Raw genomic sequence first — 26,434 nt, forward strand, 5'->3', positions numbered from 1 at the left:
GAGGCGGGTGCCCTCCCTGCACCTTTGCTGTCATGGGTGCGAGGTGCTCATCATTATCTTTTCCTTTGGAGGATGCCGCAGAATGGAGTTTGAAGCCCTGTTACTTGGTTTAGAACCACTTACCGTGCTTGCCCTTGGGGTTGGTGCTGTTGCTCCCGTTGTGGGTAATGACCGGTCACAACTTGGCAGAGCAAGCGCCCAATGCGGCAAAATCAGGCCTGATGTGGGCGTTTGAAGCCTATGAAAAGGCACAGACGGCTGTCGCTGAAGCTAGTGAGTCTTTCCAAGACTTGGTTGCCGAAGCCCGCTCAGAAATGATGGAGCAAAAGACAGCGAGGGCCGCCGCGTCTGAGGAACCCCGTGAAGTGACGATTAGCTAAGGTTTGCTTTTAGTGCCTCATTGAAATGTCTTTGGGGTAGTTCTGCTGCCCCATCTTTCGTTTAACTTAACTAGCGACCAGCGGGCGGAAAGTAGATAACAGGAAAAACACAACGGCGAATGATCTCTCCGGCAAAGCTGGGAATTGATAGCTCCCAAATTTTACCGACAGAACCCGAGGAAACAGCGATCGCGTAAATGTCGCGATCGTGGGCAGCAAGTTGAGCTTCAACAATAGGGCTACCAAAGCGAATCTCTGTTTCAACACCAAGACCATAGCCCGTAAATTCCTGCTTTAGCTCGGCAAGAATTTTCTCGGCCTTTGGACGTTGCTCGCCAACGCCCAGTTCCCCTTTGCCCGCATCGCTGATAATCCAGCAAAACGTCAGTGCCGCAATACTGGCTTGATTGGGCTTTTTCAGGCCGTCTCGCAGTTGTTGCACCAGGTGTTGGGCAGAGGGGCTGTGGTCGTAGGGCACTAATAAGTGGCGAAAGAGATTTTGACAGCGAAGATTCAGTTCTGCGGTTGTCATCACCCACAACACTTGCGGGCGCATAATCATGACGGGCACCTTAATCCGTTGCAGCACCTCAATGGTTGTACTGCCAAAGAGCTTCTCATCCAATAGATTGCGAATGGGGCGGCTGGCCAGCACTAGGTCAATTTGATGCTTTTCAACGGTGTCCAGAATGGCATCGGCGGGGCGACGGTTTTCGATGATCACCTCTACTTTGAGATCGGCAGGAATACTCGCCGCATCAATTTGAAGTAGTTCCCTTGCCTGTTGTAGCTTTTCCTCCCGCAGACGGGGCTTGTCGCCATCCTCGTTAATGGGACGAGCATGGAAAAAGATCAATTTACGAGCGCCCGCTGTTTTCAGTGCCTCAAGGTAGTGGGTGAGTTTGGGGAGGCCATCGTGGAGATCTGTTGGAATCAGTAGGTTCTTGAACATGCCAGTGCTCCCCAATACCAGACTCTAATTGCAGATTAGCCTAGGAAGGGGGACGTGCGCTACTAGAAGTTTATTGTACCGCAAGAAAATATTGTCTGAGGCTGAGATCACGATTCTGCCTCTCTCTGGAATTCCAAGGCTATATCTACCAAGCAACTACCAAGGGCTTCGCTGGTTTTGAGGGCAACTTTTTGGAAAACCCCATCGTCAACTTTAGTGGAAGTCACTAGAATAAGAATGGATACAAGATCATCATTTAATTCAACAATGTATCCACTACTACATAAATCTCTCTGAAGCAAGGAGATTGTCTATCGTGATGCGATTTTCATTGAGATTTTTCTGGGATGTTGCACCCCGCTAAGGGCGATCCAAAGTGAAGCAGGATGACTTTTTCCCATAAAATGCAGCGATAAATTTGCCCTTCTTGAGGTCTTGTTTTAACTGATTGCAATTGCCTTCCTCAATAAGGTAAAGAAGGAGGTTTTTCGCTGCTAATTTCAATCATTGAGTTGAGGTGTTGAGTTGATGACGATTTTTACGTTGGGGCAGCGTTTACTGCGCACAATTCTGTGGCCAGTACGGCAGTGGTTAGAGCATCTAGAAGTGCACGATCGCCAGCTTGCCCATCGTCTATGCCGCTTAATTCCTGCCCAGTGCCCCTTTGAACGCGATATTGTGGTTGCAAAATGGCATATTCACATTCCGCCTTTGTGCCACCTGAATCCCCTCTACGAGGAACTGATGCTCTTGCGTTACCGCGCCCTCTGCTACTTGGCAGAGGAGTGTCATGAGGATATTAGTGCCTACTGTTAGCCGAGGGTGCGCTGGTGTGGCGATCGCTGGCCTCCTTTCTCTGTCAACGGCCCTGCGTCTGCTGTGGGCGCACGACTTCCCACGTGATCTGTGGGGATTGTGAACGACGCTTGAGGTCCTGCGAAGTGCACCAACGCCAACGCTACTGGCGAGGAGGTGTCCCCCTGTTTCCTTGGGGATACTATCAGCAAGACCTGAAGCGGGCGATCGCCACCATGAAATATAACAATCACCCGGAACTGGGTAGCCTCTTTGGCCAATGGTTAGCGTTGAGTTGGTTTGAATCAAGGATTGCCCAGCGCCTTCCCTTGCAGATTGTCCCCATTCCCCTGCATCGCGACAAATTACAAACCCGGGGCTTTAATCAAGCGGCTCTCATTGCCGAGGGGTTTTGCCGTGCCCTAGAGCTACCCTTGGCACCGCAGGGCTTAGTCCGCCAACGCGCCACCCAGTCCATGTTTCAGTTGTCAGTGACCGAACGCCAAGCCAACCTCAAGGATGCCTTTCGCGTGGGGGAAGGATTGCAGCGACAGCGCTGGCTCCTTCTGTGTGATGACATCTATACGACGGGGACAACGGCACGCAGCGCCGCTAGGGTATTACGGGATGCAGGATACAAGGTTTTGGGCATCATCACCGTGGCCGTCGGATTGCCTGATCAACTGGCTGAACCTACCGTAAAGGCAACCAGCATTAAGGATTCTGTCCACTCGACAACCGCACCGTAGGTATCTCCCGTGTGACCGCCCAACTGCCACTGAAACCATGCAGGGATCAAGAGGATTAAGAGCAGGCCAAAAAGTAATTGGTTCAAGGGAAGTGGTAGCAGGAAGTTGAGGAACAGCACCAGTAAGCCGCTTGGCCAGAAATCGCGGGGAAAGATACAACTAGCTTTATGGATCTGACCCGTACCGTGAGGTTTCAAATAGGGATGGCGGGCGATCGCCCACACCTGAGCAAGGCGCCCCAGCACCAATACCCACACTAGGGTACGGCCATTGTCTAAACTAGCCAAGGCTGTCACTTTTAAAAGCAGGATCACAATTGCGGCCATAACACCAAAAGCCCCCGCTCGACTATCCGCCATTACCTCTAGGCGCCGTTGTTCATCCTTGGCGGCTAAGCCATCGGCCGTATCCATGGCACCATCCAAGTGCAATCCCCCCGTCAATCCGAGCCAAAGTGCCACAACCAAGACACTGGCCACTAGGGGGGAAAGGCGCAAGCATGCCAGTAGCCACTGCGCCCCCCAGAGAATTCCTGCTAGCAATAGCCCCACCCAAGGACACCACTTGGCGGCTCCTGCCAATTGAATCGGCCAGCCAGGGGGAATGGGCAAACAGGTGTAGAAGGCGATCGCCCCCAGCCATTCCTGCCAAAGGGTCTTCATGGGCGAGTTTGAATCTGTGCCACCGTTCGCTGCGTAGGTTGCAGCAATTGAGCCACCCGCTGAATATCGGCAGGAGTAATGTCATTAATTGCCTCTAAACGAGCAAAGAGTTGCCGCCAGCCGCCCCCTTTAACGGCATACTCCGCCAAGAGCTTGGCCATACCCTCATTGGACATCAGGTTTTGCAGCAGTTCCATCCGCAGTTGGGTTTTCACCCGCTCTAGCTCTGCTGGGGTTACGGGCGTGGTTTGCAGTGCCTTGAGTTCTTGGGCAATGCCTGCGGCAAGGGCAGCCGTTGTTTGACTCGGCGCCGGCGCCCCATAGATGAGAAAGCGGTTGGGGTACTTATTGCCGGGGAAACCCACGTAGGCTTGAACATTGAGGGCGAGTTTTTGCTCAAGGACAAGGGAACGATAGAGACGGGAGGTGCGCCCCCCCGTGAGGAGGCGAGCCAAAATTTCATAGGTGAGATAGGCGGCATCCTTTAGAGGGGGGCAGGGGTAGGCCTCCAGATAAAGAGGTTGGCTGTCCAGCTCAAGGGTAACCTGCCGCGGTTCCGTTTGGGGCGGTTCTGGCGGAATGAAGGGGGTCTTGCCTGTTCCCCTTGGATAGCGACCAAAGTAGACTGTGGCCAATTTCTTAACCTGTTGCGGATCCACGTCTCCCACCAGCACCATGGTCATTTTGTCGGGGGTGTAATACTGGCGAAAAAAGCGTTCCACATCGGCGCGGCGCAGGTTTTGAATATCCTCACGGTAGCCAATGACAGGTCGGCGGTAGGGATGCTGACGAAAGGTGGTGGCCAAAAAGGCTTCAAAGAGTTGGCCAGTGGGAGAATTTTCAGTGCGCAGTCGCCGTTCTTCAAGGATCACCTCTTTTTCTTGATAGAAGTCACGAAAGACCGGCTCCAAAAAACGTTCCGACTCTAAGGACATCCACAGTTCCAATTTGTTGGCGGGAAAACTGTAGAAGTAACGGGTGGCATCGGCAGAGGTGGTGGCATTCAGACCCACGCCCCCTGCCTGTTGGACAATTTGGCCATATTGATTGCGAATGACGTAGCGATCGGCCGCCTGCTGCACAGCTGCAAATTCTGTAATCAGGGCTTGACGTTGCCGCTCATCGGTGGTGGCTTGCAGTTGCTCAAAGAGGCGATCCAGTTGGGCGAGTTTTTCTTTTTCGGCAGCATAATCCGTCGTGCCAATGCGGCGGGTACCCTTAAAAGCCAAGTGTTCTAGATAATGGGCCACCCCTGTTTGGCCTTCGGGTTCATCAACACCCCCCACATCCACATAAGTGAGGAATGACACAATGGGCGCTTGGTGTTGCTCCATGACAATAAAGTGCATCCCATTGTCGAGGTAAAATTCACTAATTTGATCCATGGCACGGTCAATGTAGCGGCGAATCGTTTGGGCCTCCGCCGGCAAGCAGAGGGCGATCGCCCCCAAAACAAGGCAGAGGAGAATTTGCCAAAAGAGCACTTGCCAGTGGCGTTGCTGCTGCATCCACAAATCTAGTTAGCCTCCAGCCAGTTGGTCGCCGCGTAAATGTCTACCACAAGGGGCACACTGAGGGGGACGGCTGTACTCATCACGTCGCGAATCGTGGTTTGCAACTCTTCCCAGGCCTCGGGAGTCATTTCCAACACTAATTCATCGTGGACTTGCAGCAGCAGGTGGGCGTGATCTCTTGGTAACAACGGTGCCAGCTTAACCATTGCACACTTGATAATATCGGCACTGGAACCTTGGATGGGGGCATTGGCTGCTGCCCGCAACAGTCCCCGCTCGTAATTGCTCATCTTTAGTTTACTGGGATCCACATCGGCTAAGGCTTCTAAGGACTTGCCCCGCAGGGCTTGCAATTCACGACTCTCAAAGGCAAAGTAGCGCCGCCGCCCCAAAATGGTTTCCACATAGCCTTGGCTGAGGGCAAGCCGTTCCATTTGCCGCAGATAGTCAAAAACTCGTGGATAGCGATCGTAAAACCGTTGAATGAACACCTTGGCATCGGCTACACTCACGCCGGCCTCGCGGGCAAATCGCTGTGCCCCCATCCCATAAATGACACCAAAGTTAATGATTTTGCCCAAGCGTCGTTCACTGGGACTAATATCTGTTTTTTCCAAGAGAAACTGCGCCGTGAGGCGGTGGACATCCTCCCCTTTTTGGTAGGCCTCTAGCAGGGCAGGCTCTTGACTAAGATGGGCAAGGATGCGCAGCTCAATTTGGGAGTAATCCGCTGCCACCATTAACCAGCCCCTCTCGGGAATAAAGGCGCGGCGAATTTGGCGGCTAAACTCGGTGCGAATGGGGATATTTTGCAAGTTGGGATTGGAGGAGGACAGGCGCCCCGTAGCCGTTACCGCTTGGTTAAAGTCCGTGTGAATCCGACCCGTGTCTGGACGTACTAGGGTGGGCAACACATCCACATAGGTGGATTTCAGTTTGGCAAGGGTGCGATGGCTCAAAATGAGTTCAATGACGGGATGGTCTCCCCGCAGTTTTTCCAAGGTGGCGGCATCGGTGGAGTAGCCCAGTTTCGTTTTATGGGTTTTTTTCGCATCCAATCCTAGTTTGCCAAAGAGCAGTTCACTCAGTTGCTTGGGGGAGGCTAAGTTAAAGGGTTGTCCCACAGCGTCCCACGCCTGTTGTTGTAGTGCTGCCAGTTGCTGTTCGAGTTCTTGGGAGAGTTGCCGCAAGTAGTCACTGTCAATGCGAATTCCAGTGGCTTCCATTTCCGCCAGAATGGGTTCGAGGGGCAGTTCCACCTCTAGGAGCAGTTGCCGCAGGCGGGGGGTCAGGTCGGCCTCTAACTTTTCCTTGAGAAGATAGGTGGTGTGGACATCGAGGCCGCAGTATTGTGCCACCGTGGCGGGAGACAGATCCGCAAGGGTTTGGTCTTTGCCGACAAGACTGCGGTAGGTTTGCGCTTGGAGGGGCAGATAGCGTTGACACAGATCCTTGAGGTTGTGACTGGCTTCGGGGTTAATCACATAGCTGGCCAGCATTGTGTCAAATACCACGCCCCGTAATTGAATCCCCTGAAACCGCAATACCAAGCGGTCAAATTTGGCATTTTGTAAGACTTTGGGGTAGCGATCGCTCTCCAAAATGGGTCGCAAAGCGGCAAGGGTCTCTTGCAGGGGGAGGTTCTGCCCCTCTTTGTGTCCCAAGGGCAGATAGGCCACCTGATCCGGCGCTGTTCCCCAACAACAGCCCAAGCCCACCAAGGCAGCATCACGGGGGTTTAAGGCGGTGGTTTCGGTGTCCCAAGCAACGGGATGATTTGCATCGGTACAGGTTTCTAACTGGGCGATCAGCGATTGCAGTTGCTCTAGCGTTTCAATGAGTTGCACATTCAAGGGGTCGGGGGTATCCGTCGGCGCGAAAAACCACGTTTCGTCGGCATCAGTTTCCAAGTCGGGCAGCCTCCCCCCCAAGCGTCGGTGCCAGTCCTGCAGTTGCATCCGCAGGGCACGAAATTCCAACTGATCCAATAGATGATCCAGTGTTGGCCAGTCAAAGGGACGCAGGTGCAGTTCCTCTAGGGGGAGTTCCAAGGGAACATCGAGGACAATTTGAGCCAGCGTGCGGGAATGGCGGGCATCGGCCTCCCCATTAATCAGCTTCGTTCTCAGGCTTAGGGGCGTAATCTCATTGATGTGGGCGTAAATATCTTCAAGGGTAGGATACTGACTCAGTAATTGCACGGCGGTTTTTGGGCCAATGCCTTTGATACCGGGAATGCGATCGCTGGCATCGCCACAGAGGGCTTTATAGTCCACAATTTGCTCTGGCCACACCCCCATCTTTTCTTTGACCTTGAGGGCATCAAAGGCCTCCAGACCCTGTTTGCGTTGGCCAAGGGTATTCCCTAGATACAAGACCTGTACTTGACCCTCGCGATCAATCAATTGAAAGAGATCGCGATCGCCACTGACAATGGACACCTGCCATCCTTGGGGTCGCAAGCGATGGGCCACGGTACCAATCACATCATCGGCTTCATAGCCGGTCTGACTCAACAGGGGCAAACGCAGTGCCCGCAGCAACGCCTGCAAATTGGCAATATCGGTAATAAAGTCCTCTGGCGTTTCTGCCCGCCCCGCCTTGTAGTTTTCATCCGCTGTATGGCGAAATGTCGGCTCCCCCAAGTCAAAGGCGATCGCTACCTGATCCGCCTGCTGCTGATCCAAAATCTCCAGTAGCGTCTTGAGAAAGCCAAAACACACACTGGTGGGAATCCCTGTGGAGGTACGCAAGCCACCATCACGTCCTTTACTAAAGGCGTAGTAGGCACGAAAAGCCAAGGAATGGCCATCAATGAGTAAGAGATTAGGGGCGGACATGGAAGCGTGAAGAGGACAGCTTTTCCATTATTAAAAAAATTGCTCTAAAACCCCACCCCTGAAGATGCCAGCGTGTCAGCGGCTAAAGTCACGGCGTTTTTGGCAGAGGGGCAAAGCCACGAGCATGGCCAAGATGAGAATGCTTTGACTACGCCAATGGTCTTGCACATTCACAGTAAACATGTAGCCCTGATCCCGCTGGAAGCGGCTGATGGTGCCCTGCGCTTCATTGATGGCACGACTGCGTTGGCGATTCCACTCGGCGTATTTTACTTCCCACTCATCCATTGCCTCCTGATAGGCTTGCAGTCGTTGCAGATAGTCCTGGAGCGCCGCTGGATCTGCAGGAGGATCACCGGGAGATTCTGGACGTGGTGGTGCGGGTTCATCCACCTCGGGAACATACTTGGAGCGGATACCGGGGAAGTTACAGGTCTGAAAGAGACCCGGTCCATAGCAGAGACAAAAATCCCGCTGCATCTCCTCAGTCATTTTTTCCCGCTCTGCCTCTGGCTCGCGCCAGCAGGGGTCATTGGCAATGTCATCCCCCATGCCCGTGAGCTTCACCATCGCCTCAAAGGGCCACTTAATCACTGTCAAATGGTTAATAATCTGCCCTGGTAACCCAAAGGAGGAAACGGGCTGAATACCGCCACTAAAGATAATTTGCGGCACTAAAAACATCAGCACTAGCAGCGGCACAATGTTCTGGCTAGGGGCAAAGACAGATACCAGAAGTCCCATCGCCATGCCGCCAAAGATGGCAAGGGCAAGGGTGATGTACATGGCAAAGGTGACTCCCCAATCCCCTGGTAAATCCACTGCTAGTTTTATCACCACAAGGTAGGTGGCCGCTTGATAAAGGGCAAGCCCAAGGGCGATCGCCACCTTGGAGCCAATGTAGGGCAACAGCCGCAGGCCAATCATCCGCTCCCGCCGATAAACCTCCACCTCCTTGACCAATTCCCGCATCGTCGTCATGGCGCCAATCATCACCGCAATCAGACTGGTGACAAACAGCATCGTTAGGGCTTGACCGGCATTCCCCGTTTCTGGATCAAAGAGGTGCCGCCGCCAAGAGACAAAACTCAGACTCCCCAAGAGGGGGGCAATTAAAAGAGTCAACAGCAGGTTACTGCGATCTTGGCCAAGAATCGTGAGATTGCGGCGGGTGAGAATGAGAAATTGCTGCCAAGGGGAGATTTTAGATTTGGGTTCGCTGCTGCGACGGGATTTACCTTGGACGCGACGTTGACTTTCATCAGGCATGTGAGCCAACACCTGCTGTCGCCCGACCACGTATTCTTGATAGAGGCGCGATCGCCGGTAGGCTTCCTCTAGTTCTGCCGAGGTGGGCGCATTGGGGTTCTTCTCTTTATCTAAAGCGCGGTAGATGCCCGAGAAGTCCTCCAGCTTCATGCCACTAAAGCGATCGCCAAACGTGGCGCGGAAGTAGGGCAACAGTTGATCCGGCGGACCAAAGTAGGCGAGTCGGCCGCCCTCCGCTAGATAGATCACCAGATCACACTCACGGATATTTTGGGTGGCGTGGGTAATGATGAGAATGGTGCGCCCCTGATCCGCTAACTGCCGCAGCAAAAACATCAGGTCGGCCTCGGTGCCCGGATCCAAGCCAGAGGTGGCTTCATCGAGGAAGAAGAGACTGGGCTGGGTGAGCAATTCCGCACCAATACACACCCGCCGCTGCTGACCGCCACTGAGTCGAGCAATAGGCACATCGCGACGATGGTTGAGTCCCAATTCCGTTAAAACTTCCGTCACCCGCTGTTGGCGTTCTGCGGGGGTTGTATCGGGGGGCATGCGGAGTTTGGCAGCGTATTCCAAGGCTTGGGCAACCGTCAGCTCCTCATGGATGATGTTTTTCTGGGGCACATAGCCGAGTTGGGCTTGAAAGGCCTGATAGTTGCGGTAGAAATTTGTGCCGTTCACCAATACGGTGCCTGTGGTGGCCGGTCGCAGTCCATTGAGGGCATCAAGGAGTGTTGATTTGCCACTGCCACTAGGCCCTAGGATGGCCACAAACTCCTTGGGCAGGATGGATAGGGAAATGTTGTGGAGAATTTGGGTTCCCTTGCCCACCACCTTGTTGAGGTTGATGGCATCAAGGCGCATGTGACCCGATTCGGCATACTGGGTCAGGGTTTCATCAACATTCAGGACAAGGCGATCGCTGCCAATGCGAATACTGTCCCCCACCCGCAGTACCGTCGGTTCCTCGACTTCCCGGCCATTGACAAAGGTGCCATTATTTGAACCCAAATCCGTGAGTAGGAAATCGCCATTACGGCGCTCAATTTTGGCATGGTGACGGGACACCGTTGGATGCTCAATCACCAGATCATTACTGGGATCGCGGCCAATCCTGAATGTGTTGTAACCCACCAGCGAAATCATCTTCACAGGGACAGTGGGTGCCGCATCTGCCTCAGGAATCGCCAGTACTGTTGCTGCGCTCAACTCCGTCGCGGGGCTAAAGACAACGGCATGGCGCTCTGTATCTATGCGATCGGGTAACTCCTGCCCCACATAGGTGAGCGTGACAAATTCTGTCAGGGAATAACTCTCCCCAATTCCCAAGTGCACATTCATTGCTGCTTGCGAGTCACTGAGATCCACCACCTGCAAATGCTGATCCGCAAACCGTAATTTCAAGTGGCAGGGCAACAGTTCAGGGGTATCCACCACCACATCGCAGGCGGGATGTGTTCCCAGAAGCGTCGTTTGCTCCTGTAGCCCCCAGCGTTGTCGCCATGTTTTGGTGCGCACTTCAATCACCGGCACTGTAGTGTCTTTGCTAACCTCGGCGGCACGGGGCTGATAGTCGTGGTACTGCCAGATGAGGCGAAAGCGCACAGCAGAGTTGCCCAGTGTAATCAAGTCACCATCTTCGAGGGGAATGGGGGTATTGGGCACAACCAGTTGGCCATTGAGGTGAGTGCCCGCTTTACTGCCAAGATCCACGAGGTGAACTTTCCCTTCTTGCCACTCAAAGAAAGCGTGGTAGCGGGAGACGGAAATATCATTCAGGACAATGTCATTATCGGGAGCACGGCCAATTTTTAGTCCGCTGGTGGGTAACTGGATGCCCTGCTCACTGATGGATTTAACCAGTTCTAACCACGCTGCTTGAGTCATGGGGTTGGCGCAAAAGAGGCTTGATGCCAGTCAGTTTACTGTATTCTGACCGATCTAACAAAAGACGCCCGCTGAGGTAACGTCGCTCTAGAAACTGGTCTTTTCTTGACTACTGCTCTTGACTACTGCGAGGAGGTCAAATAACTCGCCACTTGTGACCATAGAAACTGCGCTTGCTGCCAAAGGCGTTCAGGACCAATTCCAAAAAAGATTTGCAATAGGAAAACAATCAGAGCAATTTTAATTGCTGTACCAACAGTGACCTTGAGAACCGTGATCAGCCAGCGGAGCACCAACCCACTGATAGCGATCGCCCCAATGGCGATGAGAATTTCAGTCCCTGTCATCGCCGCACAAGAATATCTTGGCCGTGGGTATCGGTGCCGCAGGTCTCGAGGAGCTGGTGTTCAACGGCCAGCCTGTGTACCAAAGCAGTCGTTTCTGGTGTCGATTCCCATGGATCAGGATTGCCGTAGCAATAGTAGGTTTCAACCCCATCAATGCCCCGTGCCACAGCAGCAGGAATCAATTGTTCAGCGGGCAGACGATAGCGCACTGGGTGGGCCAAAATTGCCAAGCCCCCCGCTTCGTGAAGCGCCGCGATCACCCGTTCTGCCTGTGCCAAGTCTCCCTCTGGGGCACTTCCCATGGCATAGGGATGGAGGATGGGAGCATGGGGGTCAAAGCCATAGCCAAGGATGTGTACCTCGGTGCCAAGGAGCTGAGCGGTAATTTCTATGCCGGTGTACACTTGGGGGCGATCGCTCCCCCGATAGGCCTCGACATAAGTGCGTGCTTGGAAATATCCCTCAAGGGCGTGGTGATCGGTAATGGCAAAGCCCTTAAGGCCGTGGATCATGGCCTGCTGGGCAACCTGCTGCGGTGTCAATTGCCCGTCGGACCAAATCGTATGCAAGTGAAAGTTGTAGTGATAGGGACAACTGGTTGCCTTCAGCGTTTGAAAGAGACCCCGCAGAGTCTCCGCCTGCGTCACCATCAGAGCAGCAAGGGTCATAGGCATTACCAAATCTTACGCTGTTACCCCTTTAATATAAACTTTCTTTAAGAAACTCGGGATAACAATTCCTAATAGGGCGATTTATGCCCTTGGATGGCGTGTGCTAACATTAAACTTGGCTCGGAATCATGCGATCGCAACGCCTAAACCTTGTCAGGTCCGGAAGGAAGCAGCAATACGGGATGCTTGTGATAGGCGTGATCTCCGGGTCACCCTTTTGAGAACGAATTGCCACGTATGCCTGCCCCTGCCTTGAGCTTACCCCTCGATGAGATTCGCTACGATGAGCGCGGTCTTGTGCCAGCGATTGTCCAAGACTACTTGGACGGCACCGTGCTGATGATGGCGTGGATGAACCGAGAATCCCTGCAAAAAACCCTTGAGACTGGCCGCACATGGTTTTGGAGTCGATCCCGTCAAGAATTGTGGCCGAAGGGGGAAACCTCTGGTCATGTGCAGTGGGTAAGAAGTATTCGCTACGACTGCGATAGTGATGCTCTCTTGCTGAGTGTAGAACAGGTGGGAAATGTGGCCTGTCACACGGGGGAGCGCAGTTGTTTTCACCGCCACGGCACGAAGGGGGAATGGATTGAGTCCCCGCCCGCCGACACGCTTTCACAGATATATGAGGTGATTTGTCAGCGGCGGCAGAACCCTCAACCTGACTCTTACACCTGTCGTCTCTTTGCCGAGGGGGACAACAAGATTCTCAAAAAACTTGGGGAAGAAACCGCAGAGGTCGTGATGGCCTGCAAAGACGATGACCCAGAGGCGATCGCCCGCGAAGTCGCCGATTTGTTTTATCACACCTTAGTCGCCCTTGCCCACCATGGGGTGTCCCTGCGGCAGGTGTATGAGCAGCTGCAGTCACGGCGGCGCTAGACCAGAGGGACTAATGTAACAGGTTTGTAATGTTTCATTAAAAATTATTACACTGGGGGTAGTTTTACCTCCAAGGGTCTAACCATGACCAAACGTGTTGTCGTCATTGGTGGTGGCATTGGTGGCTTAACCACCGCCGCCTTGCTGGCACGGCGGGGCTATCGTGTGCAGTTGTTTGAACAAGCAGCCCAACTGGGGGGCTGTGCATCAACGTTTCGGCGGCGCGGCTTTACCTTTGATGTTGGGGCAACCCAAGTGGCCGGCCTAGAGCCGGGGGGCATTCACGCCCAGATTTTTGCTGAATTGGAGATGCCGCTGCCGGCAGCGACCCCCTGTGACCCTGCCTGTGCTGTCTATTTGCCGAGGGAAACCACGCCGATAAACGTTTGGCGCGATCGCGATCGCTGGCAATGGGAACGGCAACGCCACTTTCCCCACAGTGAGCGATTTTGGCAAGGCCTCGAATACCTCTTTGCCATTAGTTGGCGATTCCAGCAGCGACAGCCGATTTTGCCCCCCCGCAATGGCTTTGATCTCTGGCAACTGGTGCAAGCCCTGCGACCCGATACGCTCCTCACAGTGCCCTTTAGCCTGATGACGGTGACCGATTGGATGAACCTCTGTGGTGTCGGGGGCGATCGCCGGCTGCGGCAATTTCTCGATTTGCAACTGAAGCTCTACTCCCAAGTGGATGCCAGCGAGACGGCACTTCTCTACGCCGCCACTGCCCTGTGTCTATCCCAAGACCCCCACGGCCTCTACCATCTCCACGGCAGTATGCAGGTGCTCAGTGATTTACTCGCTAATGCCTTGCAGCGGGATGGGGGTCAAATCTACACCCGACATCTAGTGCGTCACATTGAAGTCGAGCGCGGGCGTGCCATCGCTGTCCAAGTGGAAAACCTGAAAACGAAAACCTTGGCGCGCGTCGAAGCGGATCACATTGTGGCCAATGTCCCTGCCCAAAACCTGCCCCACCTCCTTGGTGATGCCCTTCCCGCTGGCTATGCCCGCCGCCTCAAAACGCTGCCCCCAGCCTCCGCTGCCTTTGTGATTTACCTTGGGGTTAAAGAGGCCGCCATTCCCGAAGCGTGTCCGCCCCACTTGCAGTTTCTCTACGATGCCCAAGGTCCCATTGGCGAAAATAACTCCTTGTTTGTCTCTGTGAGTCAGCCCCAAGATGGGCGTGCCCCCAGTGGCTATCGTACCCTGATTGCCTCTAGCTTTACTGAGCCGAATTTTTGGCGCCAGCCTGACTTAGACTATGCGGCCACCAAGGCACAATACATCCAAACGGCTCTTGACCGCCTAGGCGAGTTCTTTAATCTGCAGCCTGAGCACATTGTTCACTGCGAAGCGGCCACTCCCCGCACCTTCTGGCGCTATACGGCGCGGATTGATGGCATTGTCGGGGGCATTAGTCAACGCTTGAGTACCTTTGGCCCCTTCGGCTTGGCAACCCGCACCCCCATTCCCCACCTGTGGTTAGTGGGAGATTCTGTACATCCTGGGGAAGGCACTGCCGGTGTCAGCTACGGTGCCCGTGCCCTTGTGCAGCAACTGCTCGCCAATGATGCCTAAGGGATGCCTATTTTGGTAGAAATCACTATAATGGAGAGACTCGTGATAGACTGCTAAAGGAAGCCACTGCTTGTGTTTGCGACGCTCGCTGCTCCCCAACCGTCCCTGCCGTTGGACTTAATTGCCGCCATCCAAGACCTGAAGCGGGAACTAAATGCTGTCATTCTAGCCCACTACTACCAAGACCCCGCCATTCAGGATGTGGCTGACTACATTGGCGATTCCTTGGGGCTGTCGCAGCAGGCCGCTAGTACCGATGCCGAGGTGATTGTTTTTGCAGGGGTGCACTTCATGGCGGAAACCGCCAAGATTCTTAACCCTGACAAGCTAGTGCTGTTGCCGGATTTGGCGGCGGGCTGTTCTTTGGCAGATAGTTGTCCTGCCGATGCCTTTGCGGCCTTTAAGGCGCAGTACCCTGACCATTTGGTGATTTCCTACATTAACTGCTCTGCCGAAGTTAAGGCCTTGAGCGACATTATTTGCACCAGTTCCAATGCCGTGAAAATTGTGCAGCAGTTGCCCGCCGATCAACCCCTGATTTTTGCTCCCGATCGCAACCTAGGTCGCTATATCATGGCGCAAACGGGGCGGCAGATGGTGCTGTGGGAGGGCAGTTGCATTGTCCATGAAACCTTCTCAGAGCGACGCCTCCTCGAACTCAAGGCCGCCTACCCCACGGCTCAGGTGATTGCCCACCCCGAATGCGAAGAAGCGGTGCTCCGCCATGCCGATTTTATTGGTTCGACAACGGCTTTGCTCAACTATGCGGTGATCTCAAAGGCGAATACCTTTATCGTGGTGACTGAGCCGGGGATTCTCCACCAGATGCAGCGGCGCAACCCAGAGAAAACGTTTATTCCTGCGCCCCCTCAGGATCAGACCTGCAATTGTAATGAGTGCCCCTTTATGCGCCTCAATACCCTAGAAAAACTCTATTTGTGTATGCGCGATCGCCAGCCCCAGCTTGAACTGCCAGAGGACATACGCCTTGCAGCGCTCAAACCCATTCAACGCATGCTGGAGATGTCATAGCTAGATCTCGGCCACAGCTCGCTCAATCAGACGCCGAGCAAGGGTCTGAACCCCCGTATGGTAGTAGTAGTTGGTGCTCATGTCTAAAAAAGCACCTAAGTAGTCGAGGTTATCCTTCGAGAGTTCAATAAAGCTTTGCAGACGATTGATCACCTTTTGTGGCGTTAACTGGTGGCTGCTAACAAATTGGTTCATCCAGCCTTGCACAGCATTAAAGCTCTCAATAATGAAGCCCAGTTGACCGCTGGGATTGCCCCCCGGCACAACACTGCCAATCGCTTTGAAGGTGGGGTTTTCCTGTAGGTCATTGGGTTGCAAGCTTTGCAGTGTGCCCAAGCATTTCAGCAGAAAGTCTGGTCCTAGGGGAATCAAGCCATCAAAGCAGATGAGGGCGGCCATTCGCATCAACGATTCACCACTGTAGTCGGCAAGCGCGCGCAAGAAGTCACCGAGGCTATCACCGGGAATGCCATTGATTTGACAAAAGGCGAGAATCTCCACAATCAGCTTCATGCTGAGGTCAATGGCCTGCGCCCGCTCTGGCTTTGGCGTCATTTTATCCAGAAAGCCGAGGAAGGAGATTTTCTCGCCTACTTTGTTGGCAAGGGCAGCCGCCCCAAGGAGAGTATCGGTGTTGTCCACAGTTTGATAGAGCCACAGTGCCCGCTGATAACCTTGGGATTTGTCATTAAAGAGCCGCACAGCGCGATCGCCAATTTGGCGGATCAAGGCAGGATCGGTTTCCCCGGTGACATGGCGGATCGTGTTATCAAAACCAACGATATTTTGCCACTGGCCGGGAATGATGAAATCCAAGGATTTGAGGGCCATAACGGTGATGCCCCCAGTGGGGAGTTGATCAACAATTTTGTAGATAGCTTCGCTCACGGTGGTCTCCTTAGGGGGCAAGTTGGGCTAAACCAGCAAGATCAAATTTTTCAATCCATTCTCGGCGATCGCTGGCGGTAAAACTGGGATCGCGGGAGAGCACCTTCACCTGATAGCGATTGGCCACCAGAATTGCCGTTTGCGTCGTCCCCACCTCCACCGCTGGATAGCCGGCAATTTGCATCGTGCTGTTTTGAAACTTCGCAGCAGCCGCAGGGGTGCTAAGCGTATCGGAAATGGCCAGCATCGCCAATTCTTTACCATCTTTTTTCAGCTTGGCCTCAGCAAAGCCCTTTTTCTCTTGGACATAGATGCGCTCAAAGCCATTCCCCTCGGGCGGAAAGAAGCGATTAAATTCACTGCCTTGGGTGGCCTCGCGGCTCACTGCCGGTGGTGCATTGCGCTGGGTGCTTTCCTGTTGCACCTGCTCATAGGGGGAGGGCGGGGTGGGGGTGCAACCAGTAATGAGAAGCGTCAGGGCTAAAACAAGCGCAGTCAGCCAGCGTGCCATGTGGATACCCAAGACAACAAGCCAATCATAGCCTAGACGGGCAAACCACAGGCTAAGTTTGACATTCTATTAATTTCTTGCCACTCGCGATCGCTCAAGGGTTCTGGGGTCAGTTTCACTTGCCACTGCGCTTCAAAGGCCTCTAGAAGAGCCGTTTGCACTACCTCTAAAGGGGGAAGGGACTGCCGATGGGGAATACTGCCAAAGACCTGCTGCCATAGGTCGGGATCAGGGGTAAGGACAAGCGAACCATGCTGAAGAACGCGATCGCCCCGCCATGCTTGGGCACTGCCAATCACCTTCTCGCCGCTCGGTAACACTAAATCGGCCGCCGTTGCCCGCGCAAAGCAATTGAGGGGAGCATTGGCGGCATAGCGTTCCTGTCCCAACTGAAGTGGCCACCCTAGGCGCGCAAACCCCACCCTCAGGAATTGACACAGATCGGCATAGACCTGTCGCCGCCGTTGTCCTAACCCCCACACCACCAGACTGTAGGTGAGATCCCCTTGGTGCAACACCGCTCGCCCGCCTGTGGGTCGTCGCACCAGTTCTACGGGTTGCCCCTGCCAGTGCAGGTGTTGCCAGTGCTCTGGAATTTGCCGTTGGCTATAACCAAGGGAAATGGCGAGTGGTGACCAAGTGTAAAACCGCAGACAGGGGCGATCGCTCACCTGCCATAACCACCGATCCACCGCCATTTGCACCCTCCCCGGTGCTGCCAAGGGAGGAAGGTAACGCCACATCAACTCGAAGCCGCTTCCACCGGATGATAGGCTGCCGCATCCCGCCGACAGCCCATATAGGCAAGGATATACAACTCCTTGAGGTCTTGGATCAGCGGATAGCGCGGATTTGCCCCCGTGCACTGATCGTCAAAGGCCAGTTCCGCCATGCTCTCTACCTGTTCATAGAAGGCTTGATCCTCACTGTTGAGGGCTTCCTTAATGGTGGCTGGAATCTCTAACTGCGCCTTCAGGTCTTCAATAGCGGCAATCAGGCGCTCCACTTTTTCCTCTGGGGTGCTACCCCCTAGTTTAAGGAAGTCGGCAATTTGGGCATAGCGTTCCTTGGCTTGGGGATACTTGTACTGCGGGAAAATTGCCTGTTTCAGAGGGGCATCCGTGGCGTTATAGCGGATAACATGGCAAATCATCAGCGCATTGGCCAGACCGTGGGGCAAATGGAAGGTGGAGCCAAGCTTGTGGGCCATTGAGTGGCAGACTCCCAAGAAGGCGTTGGCAAAGGCCATGCCAGCGATCGTCGCTGCATAGTGGACTTTTTCGCGTGCCTCTGGATCAGCGGCCCCCAAGCGATAGGCGCGAGGCAGATAGGTAAAGAGCAGTTTGATTGCCTCTAATGCTAGACCCTCAGTAAACTCCGTTGAGAGCACCGATACATAGGACTCTAGGGCATGGGTCAGGGCATCAATGCCACCATAGGCCGTGAGTCTCTTGGGCATGTGCAGCACCAAGTCGGGATCGACAATCGCCATCGTGGGGGTGAGGGCATAGTCCGCCAAGGGGTATTTAATCCCGACGCGATCGTCAGTAACCACAGCAAAGGGGGTTACTTCTGAACCTGTCCCTGAGGTGGTGGGAATCGCCACCATGATTGCCTTTTGACCCAAGGGGGGCAGTTGATACACTCGCTTGCGAATATCCATGAAGCGCATGGCAAGGCCATCAAATTCCACCTCTGGATGCTCGTACAATAGCCACATCACCTTGGCCGCATCCATGGGTGAGCCACCCCCCACGGCAATAATGACGTCGGGCTGATATTCCCGCAGGAGTTCTAGGCCTCGGTTCACCGTACTCAGCGTCGGATCCGGCTCCACTTCGTGGAAAATATCGTGCTTGATGCCCAACTCTTCGAGGGTACGCACCACAGGGTCGGTAACTCCCAAGTCAAAGAGGGGCTTATCGGTGACAAGGAAGGCGCGTTTTTTGCCCTCTAGCTCCCGCAGGGCAATGGGTAGGCAGCCGGGTTTGAAGTAAATTTTGGGCGGCACGCGGAACCAGAGCATATTTTCACGGCGATCGCTCACCGTTTTGATGTTCAACAGGTGATGGGGACCAACATTTTCTGACGTGATGTTACCGCCCCACGTACCACAACCCAAGGTCAGGGATGGATCCAACTTGAAGTTGTACAGATCTCCGATCGCCCCTTGGGAAGAAGGCGTGTTAATCAGAACCCGCGCCGTTTGCATGCGGTATTTGAAATAGGCAATATCATCTTGATTGCGGGGATCGGTGTAGAGCACGGAGGTATGCCCCATACCGCCAAAATTTACCAACTGCGCTGCAATCTCCACCCCTTTATGAAACTGGGGGGCGCGATACAAGGCCAATACGGGACAGAGTTTTTCATAGGAAAATGGCTCCTGTGGCCCGACTTCACTCACTTCACCAATAAGTACCCGCGTCTCCAGTGGCACTTGGATATTGGCCATGGCAGCAATGGTGGCTGCCGATTGACCCACAATGGCGGCATTGAGGCGACCATCCTTCAGGAGTAGTTGGGCCACCCGCTGCCGTTCCTCAGGGGAGAGAATGTAGCCTCCCCGGTGTTGAAACTCGGCCTTGACCGCGTCATAGATCTCATCAACGACAATCACCGCCTGCTCCGAGGCACAGATCATGCCATTGTCAAAGGCCTTACTCAGGAGAATCGAACTCACCGCTGTTGGAATGTCGGCTGTGGCATCAATGAGCGCGGGGGTATTCCCCGCCCCGACTCCGATCGCCGGATGGCCAGAGGAATAGGCGGTCTTCACCATGCCCGGTCCACCCGTGGCCAAAATCAGCTTGATTTGCGGGTGCTGCATCAGGGCTTGGGAGAGTTCAATCGTCGGCTCATCAATCCAGCCAATAATATCGGGGGGGGCGCCAGCGGCGACCGCTGCCTCCAACACCACCTGAGCCGCTGCAATCGTACAAGCTTTAGCACGGGGGTGGGGCGAGAAGATAATGCCATTGCGGGTTTTCAGGGCAATCAGTGCCTTAAAGAGGGTCGTCGAGGTTGGGTTAGTTACCGGCACCACACCGGCAATGACCCCCACAGGTTCAGCGATTTTTTGGATGCCAAAGATGGGATCATCCTCAATCACACCGCAGGTTTTCTCATGTTTGTACTTGTTGTAGATGTATTCCGAGGCAAAGTGATTTTTAATGACTTTATCTTCGACCACCCCCATGCCCGTTTCGGCGACAGCTTGTTTGGCAAGGGGAATCCGCGCTTGGTTGGCCGCCATGGCCGCTTGGTGGAAAATGTGATCCACTTGCTCTTGGGTAAACTGAGCATACTGGGTTTGTGCCCTTTGGACACGTTCAATGAGTGCTTCGAGATCGGCAATGCTTTGAACAGGTTGAGAATGAGTTAAGGTTTGGGCAGTCATGGGCGACTCCTTAGGAAAGAAATTTCTTAAGTGGGCAAGTTATTGAACGTTGAGATCATATTCACGGAAGAGGGCGATCGCCCGCTGGACATCTTCGGGACTTGCTGCTGGCGTATCAAAGAGTTCATAGGGCAAGCCTAATTGCCGCCACTTGTATTCCCCCATTTTGTGAAAGGGCAACACCTCCACTTTCTCCACGTTACGCAGACTCGCCACAAATTGGGCCAATCCGCGGATATTTTCGGGATCATCCGTCAGCCCTGGCACCAAGACAAAGCGGATCCACGTTGGTTTATGGATCTCATCAAGGTACTTGGCCAACTCCAAGGTGGGAGTAATGGCAACCCCCGTCACCCGCCGATAGAGATGCGGCAGAAAGGATTTGATGTCTAGCAGCACTAAATCCGTTGCTGCTACAACCGGTTTGGCCACCTCCAAGATTACATAACCCGACGTATCCAAGGCGGTGTGCAATCCTAATTCGTGGCAGCGCACAAAAATTTCCCGTACAAACTCCGGCTGCATCAGCGGTTCCCCGCCACTGACCGTTACGCCCCCTTGGCGCAGATAGGACTGATAGTGCTGAATATCGGCAATCAGTTCATCCACCGTTACGAGCTTGCCTTGATGGGGTTCACGGCAGTCGGGGTTATGGCAGTACAGACACCGCAGCGGACACCCTTGGGTAAAAATCACATAGCGAATGCCGGGGCCATCCACTGTGCCACAGGTCTCAACGGAGTGAATGTAACCTGTCACCTCTTGTTTTTGCGGTTGTTTTTCAGGGAGTGTGGAAACCATGATTGGAACCTCGGTGACAACAGATCGCTTGAGATAGCTTTTATAGGGTTAAAGAGCACCTCCCTAAGAATTCGCGAAAATTTCAATCGCTGCAAATATCCCCCTCAACTCAGGTTTCAATTGCTTGCACTCTTGCCCACAGCCGGTTTCTAAGATAGGGAAGCCCTATCAAGGAGGTGACCTCTGTTGTTATTCCTAGGAAAAGGGCTGTAGAGTGCTGAACTTTGCTAAAACTATAATTTCAGCATAAGAGCAGAAAAACGATTTGTACGCTGTCTTAATTAACTTTTAGGATTGGTGGCACTTTCCCAACTTTTCCTAACTTAATGAAGAGGTTTTAAGTTGGCGAATAGTGGAGCGCGATCGCCCGCTCAAAGGTTGGAAAATATCAGGATTGAGCCTTTTGATGACTTGTTCGATCTTGTCTTTATTCTACAAAATTCTGGTGGCCTAGGCCAATGTGTAATTAGTTACAAACTACGCCCGTTAGTCCTAGGGTCGCGCACATTTACGCGCTTCAAGGACGGCTGCATGCAAGGCGGCTTCCAGTTGCTGCGTCAATTCCTGAGCCTGTTGCTTGAGGTTGCCTTGGCGCTCTGTGGGCGTCCACAGGGGTGCTCCGATCCAGAGGGCCACCCGTGCCCGAAACTGTGGCTGCGGATCGTAGGCAATGCCCACGGGAAAAATCGGCAGGGGGCGATCGGCCTGCAAGACCAAGCGAGCAAGACCGGGCTTTAGGGGGCGCACCACCTGATCCCGGACAATCCCACCCTCGGGAAAGATGACTAGGGGCTGACCTGCCTTGAGAATTTCCAGCGCATGGCGCAAACTACTGGGCTGAGGACGGTTGAGGTTCACAGCAAAGGCACCGAGACGGCGGATAAGCCAGCCCTGCACCCCCCCAAACTCGATCGCGTTGGTCATAAAACGCAGCGGATAAGGCCACACCAAGGGCAAAATCACGGGATCCCAACGGCTACAGTGCTTGGGGGCAAGCAAGAAAGGCCCCTCCTTGGGCAACTGCTCACGACCGACAATGGTAATTCGCGAAAAGTACAGGGGCAAAAATAGGCGATGAATCGGCCATAACCCCCAATAGAGCCACGGTGAGATGTGAGAGGTGGTGGGTGCCGTTTTTTTATGGCGCATCCGTTCTCCTCCGTAGCTGCCCCCACTACAATAGTAGGCCTGTAGCCCCTTGCCACTGTTGAGGAACAAGCCAATGTCGCAGCCGGCCCATCGCTTTAATCTCCGTGTTTGGGGGCAGTTTCTGCGGATTGCCCAACCCTATTTCTTTCCCCGCGATCGCCGCGGCAGCAGTGTGATCTTTATTCTGCTGCTTTTTCTAGTCATTGCCCTCATGTTTGGTTTCCTCTTTGGCCTGACGGCAGCAGTCACCTTTGGCCTCAATGCCCTTGCCCCCGAACTGATGGGTCAAATTGCCGGCGGCCTAATGGAGACGATTCAATCCCTGTGGGCACAGCCTTTCAGCCGCAGTATTCTTCTTGGGGCCGTGATTGTGCCTCTAACGGTCTTTGTGCTGCTGCGACGCCCTTTGCGCCCCTGCTGGCAAGCGTGGAGTCTCCTAGCGTTGCTGCTGATGCTCTCTCTGTCTGTAAGTGGCCTCAATGTGATCATTAGCTTTGTGGGGCGTTTCTTTCAGACGGCCCTAGCGGAGAAAAATCCCGAGACCTACTGGCGGTTTCTCTGGGTTTATGCAGGGGTGTTTGTGGTGGGGACGCCTATTGTTGTCATTTATCGCTATGTGCGCGAATATCTAGGGCTACGCTGGCGGGATTGGCTCACCCGTCGCTTTTTAGAGCGCTATTTTCAAAACCGCGCCTACTACACTATTGAGAACCAAGGGGAGATTGATAATCCCGACCAACGGATTAGTGAGGATGTGCGCTCATTTACCCAAACCTCGCTCCAGTTTTTGCTGATCATTCTCGGGGAAATTATTGACCTCATTGCCTTTAGCGGCATTCTCTGGAGTATCTCGCAAACCCTGACACTGACATTGATTGGCTATGCGGTTGTCGGTACCATTGTCACGGTTTTGATTGGTCAGCGCTTAATTTGGTTGAATTTTAACCAACTGCGGCGAGAAGCGGATTTCCGTTATGGCCTTGTCCATGTGCGCGATAACGCCGAGTCCATTGCCTTTTATCGCGGTGAAGGCCAAGAGTCAGTGCAGGTGCGTCAACGCTTTCTCGAAGTACTGCGGAATTTTAACCTTTTGATTGGCTGGCAGCGAAATCTTGATTTTTTCACGACCGCCTATAACTACTTTGTCGTCATTGTGCCAGCGGCGGTCGTTGCGCCCCGCTACTTTGCCGGTGAGATTGACTTTGGTGCCATTAGCCAAGCCAGTTTTGCCTTCTCTCAGGTACTGGGGGCACTCTCAATCATTGTGAACCAGTTTACGAACCTCACGGGCTTTATTGCCGGCATTGAGCGTTTGGCAGAGTTTGATGAGGCGCTAGCGACACCCCCTGTACCACCCCAATCGCAAATTGAATTGGTAGAGAAGCCCTATATTGCCCTAGAACATGTGACCGTGGATACGCCGAATTTGGCACGGCGGCTGGTGGAGGACGTTACGTTTGCCCTTGAGGCTGGCGAAAGCGTGGTGATCATGGGACCGAGTGGGGTCGGCAAAAGCTCGCTATTGCGGGCGATCGCTGGACTCTGGCAAACGGGCAGTGGGCGGATTATTCGCCCACCCGTAGAGGAAGTGCTCTTTTTGCCGCAACGCCCCTACATGGTGCTGGGTACGCTGCGTACTCAATTGCTCTATCCCAGTGGCGATCGCCAGACGCCAGACGACGTGCTTTTGCACGCCCTTGACGAAGTCAACTTGGCACATTTGCCCGATCGCGTCGGTGGCCTCGATGTGGAATTAGCTTGGGATGATGTGTTGTCTCTTGGGGAGCAGCAACGACTGGCGATCGCCCGCCTGCTGCTGAATCACCGTCCCTATGCCATTTTGGATGAAGCCACCAGTGCCCTAGACTTGGCCAATGAAAAACGGGTTTATGAGCATATTCAGCGCACCACCCGCAACTACATTAGTGTTGGCCACCGTGAGAGTCTAATGCAATATCACACGTACGTTTTAGAACTGAAGGGCGATCGCGAATGGAAATTTTATGCCCTCAGTTAGGGATCGCCGTAGCGACACACCGTTTTGATGTTGACAAACTCCAATAGGCCTACCCGTCCCAGTTCGCGGCCATAGCCTGAGGCCTTGATGCCCCCAAAGGGCAAACGTGGATCGGACTTGACCATGGCATTAATGAAGACGGCACCAGCTTCGAGATCTCGCACAAGTATCTCGGCTTCATCGTTCTCCTGTGTCCAAGCACTGGCGCCTAAACCAAAGGGGGTGGCATTGGCCAGTTCAATTGCCGCAGTCAGGGACGGTACCCGAAACAGCATCGCCACAGGCCCAAATAGCTCTTGGCTAAACACGGGGTTATCTGGAGTCACTTCTGTCAAAATTGTCGGCGCAAAGAAATATCCTTGCTGACAATGGCTCGGTAGATTCAGACAGCGGCGATAAAATACCTTGGCACCATGACTCAGGGCAAGTTCAACTTGAGCATGAAGTTCATCGCGAATGGCGGCGGTGGCAAGGGGACCAAGCTGGGTGGTGGGTTCGAGGGGATCGCCAATCACCCATTTTTCAAAAGCCGCTTTGATCCCCTCGGCAAAGGCCTCATAAACCGCTTCATGGACAATAAATCGTTTGGCGGCAATGCAGGATTGGCCATTGTTAATCATGCGGGCTTGGACAGCGGTGGCGATCGCCTGAGGGAGATTGGCACTGGGCATCACAATAAAGGGATCACTCCCCCCCAGTTCCAGAACGGTTTTCTTGAGGTGCTGACCTGCTGCTTGGGCTAGGCTTTTGCCCGCTGCTTCGCTGCCGGTGAGAGTAGCTGCCTGAATACGCGGATCCGCCACCAGATTAGCAACGGCACTGCCGGGGATGAGCAGGGTTTGAAAGACCCCCTTAGGAAAGCCCGCTTCACTCAAGAGCTGAGCGATCGCCAGCGCACACTGCGGCACATTGGAAGCATGCTTGAGCAGCGCCACATTCCCCGCCATCAAGGCCGGTGCCGCAAAACGAAACACCTGCCAAAAGGGAAAATTCCACGGCATCACTGCCAAAATAATGCCAAGGGGTTGGTAATGAATCGCGCTGTGGCTTGCCTCCGTAGGAATTAATTCAGGCCGCAGGAAAGCCGCCCCCTGCTCGGCATAGTAACGACACACCCACGCACATTTGTCAATTTCAGCCCGCGCCTCTGTAATCGGTTTGCCCATCTCAAGGGTCATCAGGCGAGCAAGCGCATCCCGCTGCTGTTGGAGCAGATTTGCCGTGTTTTCTAGCCACTGGGCACGCTGATCAAAGGAGGTCAGGCGATAAGTCTCAAAGGTTCTCGCCGCTTGGGCAATGGCGCTCTCTACTTCCTCAGCCCCCAAGGGCAAAAAGGTTTTTAAGACCTCAGCAGTGGTGGGATTAACGGAGGCGATTGGCATCATTAAATTTCCCTATCTGGCTGACGCCAGCGATCGCTAGCGCCTAGGATGCGGGTTCAGTATGCTAATTCTAGCGTTTGTTGAAGTCGCCATCCTTTTTGCATGGGGTGATCGATCGTAAACCATCGTTGTGCATTGGCATCGCAGTTTTGGGGCGCGCTTTTATGGCAACTATCATTGATATTGCAGTGAATACTCCCGGCTTTTCCACATTAGTGACTGCTGTGAAAGTGGCCAACTTAGCTAATCGGCGGGAAGCCCCGCGCTCTTCCGAAGGGGAGCGTCAGGATGAGAGCTAGGGGCGCTGAGGGGGTTCGATGCCCCCGAAGTACCCGAGCGAGGGGAGTCTTGCTGTTCAATAAGTGTGTGCTATAATCGCTGCCCAATGGTCAGGCAGCAAAGTCTGGCCTGAACAAAAGTTTTGCCGATGCGGAGATAGCGGGGTTCCTAAACAACATCCTGCCGTACAAAGCTGCAAACGCTGGGCGGTGGGTCGTGAAGGTTAACCCCGCTGGCACGTCCCAGTATTGTGCAAGTTGCCTGAACCGAGTCCCCAAGGAGTGGTCTGACCGCTGGCATGAATGTTCTCATTGTGGCGCATCCATGTCGCGAGACATCAACTCGGCGAAACTCATCAAAACAGTGGGCCTGGGGCATCGGCTCACTATAAAACGCGAAGGTCGAAAGACTGGAGAAGCCCGCCCTCTACGCGAAGCGTGAGGGTT

The 26,434-nt window shown here is 53.9% G+C and carries 21 protein-coding genes, 1 other RNA gene and 2 pseudogenes; 10 read left to right on the forward strand and 14 right to left on the reverse strand.

Annotated features, from left to right (window positions below; all coding sequences use genetic code 11):
* Window positions 1–143: 143 nt before the first annotated feature.
* Window positions 144–380 carry a DUF5132 domain-containing protein gene (locus ACK4HN_RS05690; RefSeq protein ID WP_409868722.1) on the forward strand — a complete coding sequence of 79 codons (237 nt, stop codon included), beginning with the start codon at window positions 144–146 and terminating at the stop codon, window positions 378–380.
* A gap of 70 nt (window positions 381–450) precedes the next feature.
* Here ACK4HN_RS05690 and ACK4HN_RS05695 read toward each other — a convergent pair whose 3' ends face one another.
* A complete protein-coding gene (locus ACK4HN_RS05695) occupies window positions 451–1,332 on the reverse strand; it encodes a universal stress protein (protein WP_409868721.1) in 882 nt (293 codons plus the stop codon).
* Window positions 1,333–1,860: 528 nt separating this feature from the next.
* On the opposite strand from ACK4HN_RS05695, the gene ACK4HN_RS05700 reads away from it, so the two are divergent.
* Together ACK4HN_RS05700 and ACK4HN_RS05705 are read left to right on the forward strand one after the other, a co-directional pair.
* Complete coding sequence (locus ACK4HN_RS05700) at window positions 1,861–2,148, forward strand: Mo-dependent nitrogenase C-terminal domain-containing protein (protein WP_409868720.1); 288 nt, start codon at window positions 1,861–1,863, stop codon at window positions 2,146–2,148.
* A 110-nt stretch (window positions 2,149–2,258) separates the two neighbouring features.
* A complete protein-coding gene (locus ACK4HN_RS05705; RefSeq protein WP_409868719.1) occupies window positions 2,259–2,876 on the forward strand; it encodes a ComF family protein in 618 nt (205 codons plus the stop codon).
* Here ACK4HN_RS05705 and cobS read toward each other — a convergent pair.
* The 6 genes from cobS to ACK4HN_RS05735 all read right to left on the reverse strand — a co-directional run bounded on the left by cobS (window position 2,807) and on the right by ACK4HN_RS05735 (window position 12,063).
* Window positions 2,807–3,538 (reverse strand): adenosylcobinamide-GDP ribazoletransferase, encoded by a 732-nt coding sequence (gene cobS, locus ACK4HN_RS05710; protein ID WP_409877331.1) that lies wholly within the window; start codon window positions 3,536–3,538, stop codon window positions 2,807–2,809. The genes ACK4HN_RS05705 and cobS overlap by 70 nt on opposite strands.
* Window positions 3,535–5,046, reverse strand: coding sequence for a M16 family metallopeptidase (locus ACK4HN_RS05715; protein WP_409868717.1), 1,512 nt, complete (start codon window positions 5,044–5,046; stop codon window positions 3,535–3,537). The genes cobS and ACK4HN_RS05715 overlap by 4 nt, the downstream gene beginning before the upstream one ends.
* 8 nt (window positions 5,047–5,054) lie before the next feature.
* Window positions 5,055–7,892, reverse strand: coding sequence for a DNA polymerase I (gene polA, locus ACK4HN_RS05720; protein WP_409868716.1), 2,838 nt, complete (start codon window positions 7,890–7,892; stop codon window positions 5,055–5,057).
* 75 nt (window positions 7,893–7,967) lie between these two features.
* Window positions 7,968–11,048 carry an FHA domain-containing protein gene (locus ACK4HN_RS05725; RefSeq protein WP_409877332.1) on the reverse strand — a complete coding sequence of 1,027 codons (3,081 nt, stop codon included), beginning with the start codon at window positions 11,046–11,048 and terminating at the stop codon, window positions 7,968–7,970.
* Between the two features lie 122 nt (window positions 11,049–11,170).
* The gene (locus tag ACK4HN_RS05730) at window positions 11,171–11,395 is read right to left on the reverse strand and encodes a hypothetical protein (protein ID WP_409868714.1); all 225 of its coding nucleotides are present in this window, start codon (window positions 11,393–11,395) and stop codon (window positions 11,171–11,173) included.
* Window positions 11,392–12,063 (reverse strand): PHP domain-containing protein, encoded by a 672-nt coding sequence (locus ACK4HN_RS05735; protein WP_409877333.1) that lies wholly within the window; start codon window positions 12,061–12,063, stop codon window positions 11,392–11,394. Before ACK4HN_RS05735 ends, ACK4HN_RS05730 begins: the two co-directional genes overlap by 4 nt.
* 120 nt (window positions 12,064–12,183) lie before the next feature.
* Here ACK4HN_RS05735 and ffs point away from each other — a divergent pair.
* The 4 genes from ffs (at window position 12,184) to nadA (ending at window position 15,561) form a co-directional block, all read left to right on the forward strand.
* Window positions 12,184–12,280, forward strand: an RNA gene (gene ffs / locus ACK4HN_RS05740) — signal recognition particle sRNA small type.
* A gap of 23 nt (window positions 12,281–12,303) precedes the next feature.
* A complete protein-coding gene (gene hisIE, locus ACK4HN_RS05745) occupies window positions 12,304–12,948 on the forward strand; it encodes a bifunctional phosphoribosyl-AMP cyclohydrolase/phosphoribosyl-ATP diphosphatase HisIE (protein ID WP_409868712.1) in 645 nt (214 codons plus the stop codon).
* Window positions 12,949–13,032: 84 nt separating this feature from the next.
* A complete protein-coding gene (gene crtD, locus ACK4HN_RS05750) occupies window positions 13,033–14,529 on the forward strand; it encodes a C-3',4' desaturase CrtD (RefSeq protein WP_409868711.1) in 1,497 nt (498 codons plus the stop codon).
* Between the two features lie 72 nt (window positions 14,530–14,601).
* Window positions 14,602–15,561, forward strand: coding sequence for a quinolinate synthase NadA (gene nadA / locus ACK4HN_RS05755; protein ID WP_409868710.1), 960 nt, complete (start codon window positions 14,602–14,604; stop codon window positions 15,559–15,561).
* On the opposite strand, the gene ACK4HN_RS05760 is transcribed toward nadA, so the two are convergent.
* The 6 genes and pseudogenes from ACK4HN_RS05760 to ACK4HN_RS05785 all read right to left on the reverse strand — a co-directional run bounded on the left by ACK4HN_RS05760 (window position 15,562) and on the right by ACK4HN_RS05785 (window position 22,310).
* Complete coding sequence (locus ACK4HN_RS05760) at window positions 15,562–16,449, reverse strand: hypothetical protein (RefSeq protein WP_409850561.1); 888 nt, start codon at window positions 16,447–16,449, stop codon at window positions 15,562–15,564.
* A 10-nt stretch (window positions 16,450–16,459) separates the two neighbouring features.
* On the reverse strand, window positions 16,460–16,960 hold the full coding sequence (locus ACK4HN_RS05765) for a hypothetical protein (protein WP_409850563.1): 501 nt from the start codon (window positions 16,958–16,960) through the stop codon (window positions 16,460–16,462).
* Between the two features lie 32 nt (window positions 16,961–16,992).
* Window positions 16,993–17,703: a lipoate--protein ligase family protein gene (locus tag ACK4HN_RS05770; RefSeq protein WP_409877334.1), complete on the reverse strand. Its 711-nt coding sequence runs from the start codon at window positions 17,701–17,703 to the stop codon at window positions 16,993–16,995.
* Window positions 17,703–20,366: pseudogene (gene adhE / locus ACK4HN_RS05775) on the reverse strand (bifunctional acetaldehyde-CoA/alcohol dehydrogenase); the annotation flags it as partial. The pseudogene adhE and the gene ACK4HN_RS05770, both read right to left, overlap by 1 nt.
* 33 nt (window positions 20,367–20,399) lie before the next feature.
* A complete protein-coding gene (gene pflA / locus ACK4HN_RS05780; protein ID WP_409850567.1) occupies window positions 20,400–21,161 on the reverse strand; it encodes a pyruvate formate-lyase-activating protein in 762 nt (253 codons plus the stop codon).
* Window positions 21,162–21,653: 492 nt separating this feature from the next.
* Window positions 21,654–22,310 carry a lysophospholipid acyltransferase family protein gene (locus ACK4HN_RS05785; protein WP_409868708.1) on the reverse strand — a complete coding sequence of 219 codons (657 nt, stop codon included), beginning with the start codon at window positions 22,308–22,310 and terminating at the stop codon, window positions 21,654–21,656.
* Between the two features lie 73 nt (window positions 22,311–22,383).
* Between ACK4HN_RS05785 and ACK4HN_RS05790 the strand changes: the two genes are divergently transcribed.
* Window positions 22,384–24,327, forward strand: a complete 1,944-nt coding sequence (locus tag ACK4HN_RS05790) for an ABC transporter ATP-binding protein/permease (RefSeq protein WP_409868707.1) — start codon at window positions 22,384–22,386, stop codon at window positions 24,325–24,327.
* Here the strand turns inward: ACK4HN_RS05790 and ACK4HN_RS05795 are convergent.
* Window positions 24,324–25,709 carry an NAD-dependent succinate-semialdehyde dehydrogenase gene (locus tag ACK4HN_RS05795; protein WP_409868764.1) on the reverse strand — a complete coding sequence of 462 codons (1,386 nt, stop codon included), beginning with the start codon at window positions 25,707–25,709 and terminating at the stop codon, window positions 24,324–24,326. The two genes, ACK4HN_RS05790 and ACK4HN_RS05795, sit on opposite strands and share 4 nt — an antisense overlap.
* 164 nt (window positions 25,710–25,873) lie before the next feature.
* Here ACK4HN_RS05795 and ACK4HN_RS05800 point away from each other — a divergent pair, with 164 nt between their 5' ends.
* Window positions 25,874–26,008, forward strand: a complete 135-nt coding sequence (locus ACK4HN_RS05800) for a hypothetical protein (RefSeq protein WP_409868706.1) — start codon at window positions 25,874–25,876, stop codon at window positions 26,006–26,008.
* 79 nt (window positions 26,009–26,087) lie between these two features.
* Window positions 26,088–26,429, forward strand: a pseudogene (locus ACK4HN_RS05805) (zinc ribbon domain-containing protein); the annotation flags it as partial.
* Window positions 26,430–26,434: the final 5 nt, after the last annotated feature.

The organism is Thermosynechococcus sp., assembly GCF_046299655.1.
In the GTDB taxonomy this organism is placed as follows: Bacteria; Cyanobacteriota; Cyanobacteriia; order Thermosynechococcales; family Thermosynechococcaceae; genus Thermosynechococcus.

Coding starts and splice junctions, on each gene's coding strand:
- ACK4HN_RS05725 (WP_409877332.1), bottom strand. CDS start 11,048: ATGACTCAAGCAGCGTGGTTAGAACTGGTTAAATCCATCAGTGAGCAG.
- ACK4HN_RS05785 (WP_409868708.1), bottom strand. CDS start 22,310: ATGCGCCATAAAAAAACGGCACCCACCACCTCTCACATCTCACCGTGG.
- ACK4HN_RS05790 (WP_409868707.1), top strand. CDS start 22,384: ATGTCGCAGCCGGCCCATCGCTTTAATCTCCGTGTTTGGGGGCAGTTT.
- pflA (WP_409850567.1), bottom strand. CDS start 21,161: ATGGTTTCCACACTCCCTGAAAAACAACCGCAAAAACAAGAGGTGACA.
- hisIE (WP_409868712.1), top strand. CDS start 12,304: ATGCCTGCCCCTGCCTTGAGCTTACCCCTCGATGAGATTCGCTACGAT.
- ACK4HN_RS05730 (WP_409868714.1), bottom strand. CDS start 11,395: ATGACAGGGACTGAAATTCTCATCGCCATTGGGGCGATCGCTATCAGT.
- ACK4HN_RS05765 (WP_409850563.1), bottom strand. CDS start 16,960: ATGGCACGCTGGCTGACTGCGCTTGTTTTAGCCCTGACGCTTCTCATT.
- ACK4HN_RS05695 (WP_409868721.1), bottom strand. CDS start 1,332: ATGTTCAAGAACCTACTGATTCCAACAGATCTCCACGATGGCCTCCCC.
- polA (WP_409868716.1), bottom strand. CDS start 7,892: ATGTCCGCCCCTAATCTCTTACTCATTGATGGCCATTCCTTGGCTTTT.
- crtD (WP_409868711.1), top strand. CDS start 13,033: ATGACCAAACGTGTTGTCGTCATTGGTGGTGGCATTGGTGGCTTAACC.
- ACK4HN_RS05700 (WP_409868720.1), top strand. CDS start 1,861: ATGACGATTTTTACGTTGGGGCAGCGTTTACTGCGCACAATTCTGTGG.
- ACK4HN_RS05770 (WP_409877334.1), bottom strand. CDS start 17,703: ATGTGGCGTTACCTTCCTCCCTTGGCAGCACCGGGGAGGGTGCAAATG.
- ACK4HN_RS05795 (WP_409868764.1), bottom strand. CDS start 25,709: ATGCCAATCGCCTCCGTTAATCCCACCACTGCTGAGGTCTTAAAAACC.
- ACK4HN_RS05715 (WP_409868717.1), bottom strand. CDS start 5,046: ATGCAGCAGCAACGCCACTGGCAAGTGCTCTTTTGGCAAATTCTCCTC.
- ACK4HN_RS05800 (WP_409868706.1), top strand. CDS start 25,874: ATGGCAACTATCATTGATATTGCAGTGAATACTCCCGGCTTTTCCACA.
- cobS (WP_409877331.1), bottom strand. CDS start 3,538: ATGAAGACCCTTTGGCAGGAATGGCTGGGGGCGATCGCCTTCTACACC.
- ACK4HN_RS05735 (WP_409877333.1), bottom strand. CDS start 12,063: ATGACCCTTGCTGCTCTGATGGTGACGCAGGCGGAGACTCTGCGGGGT.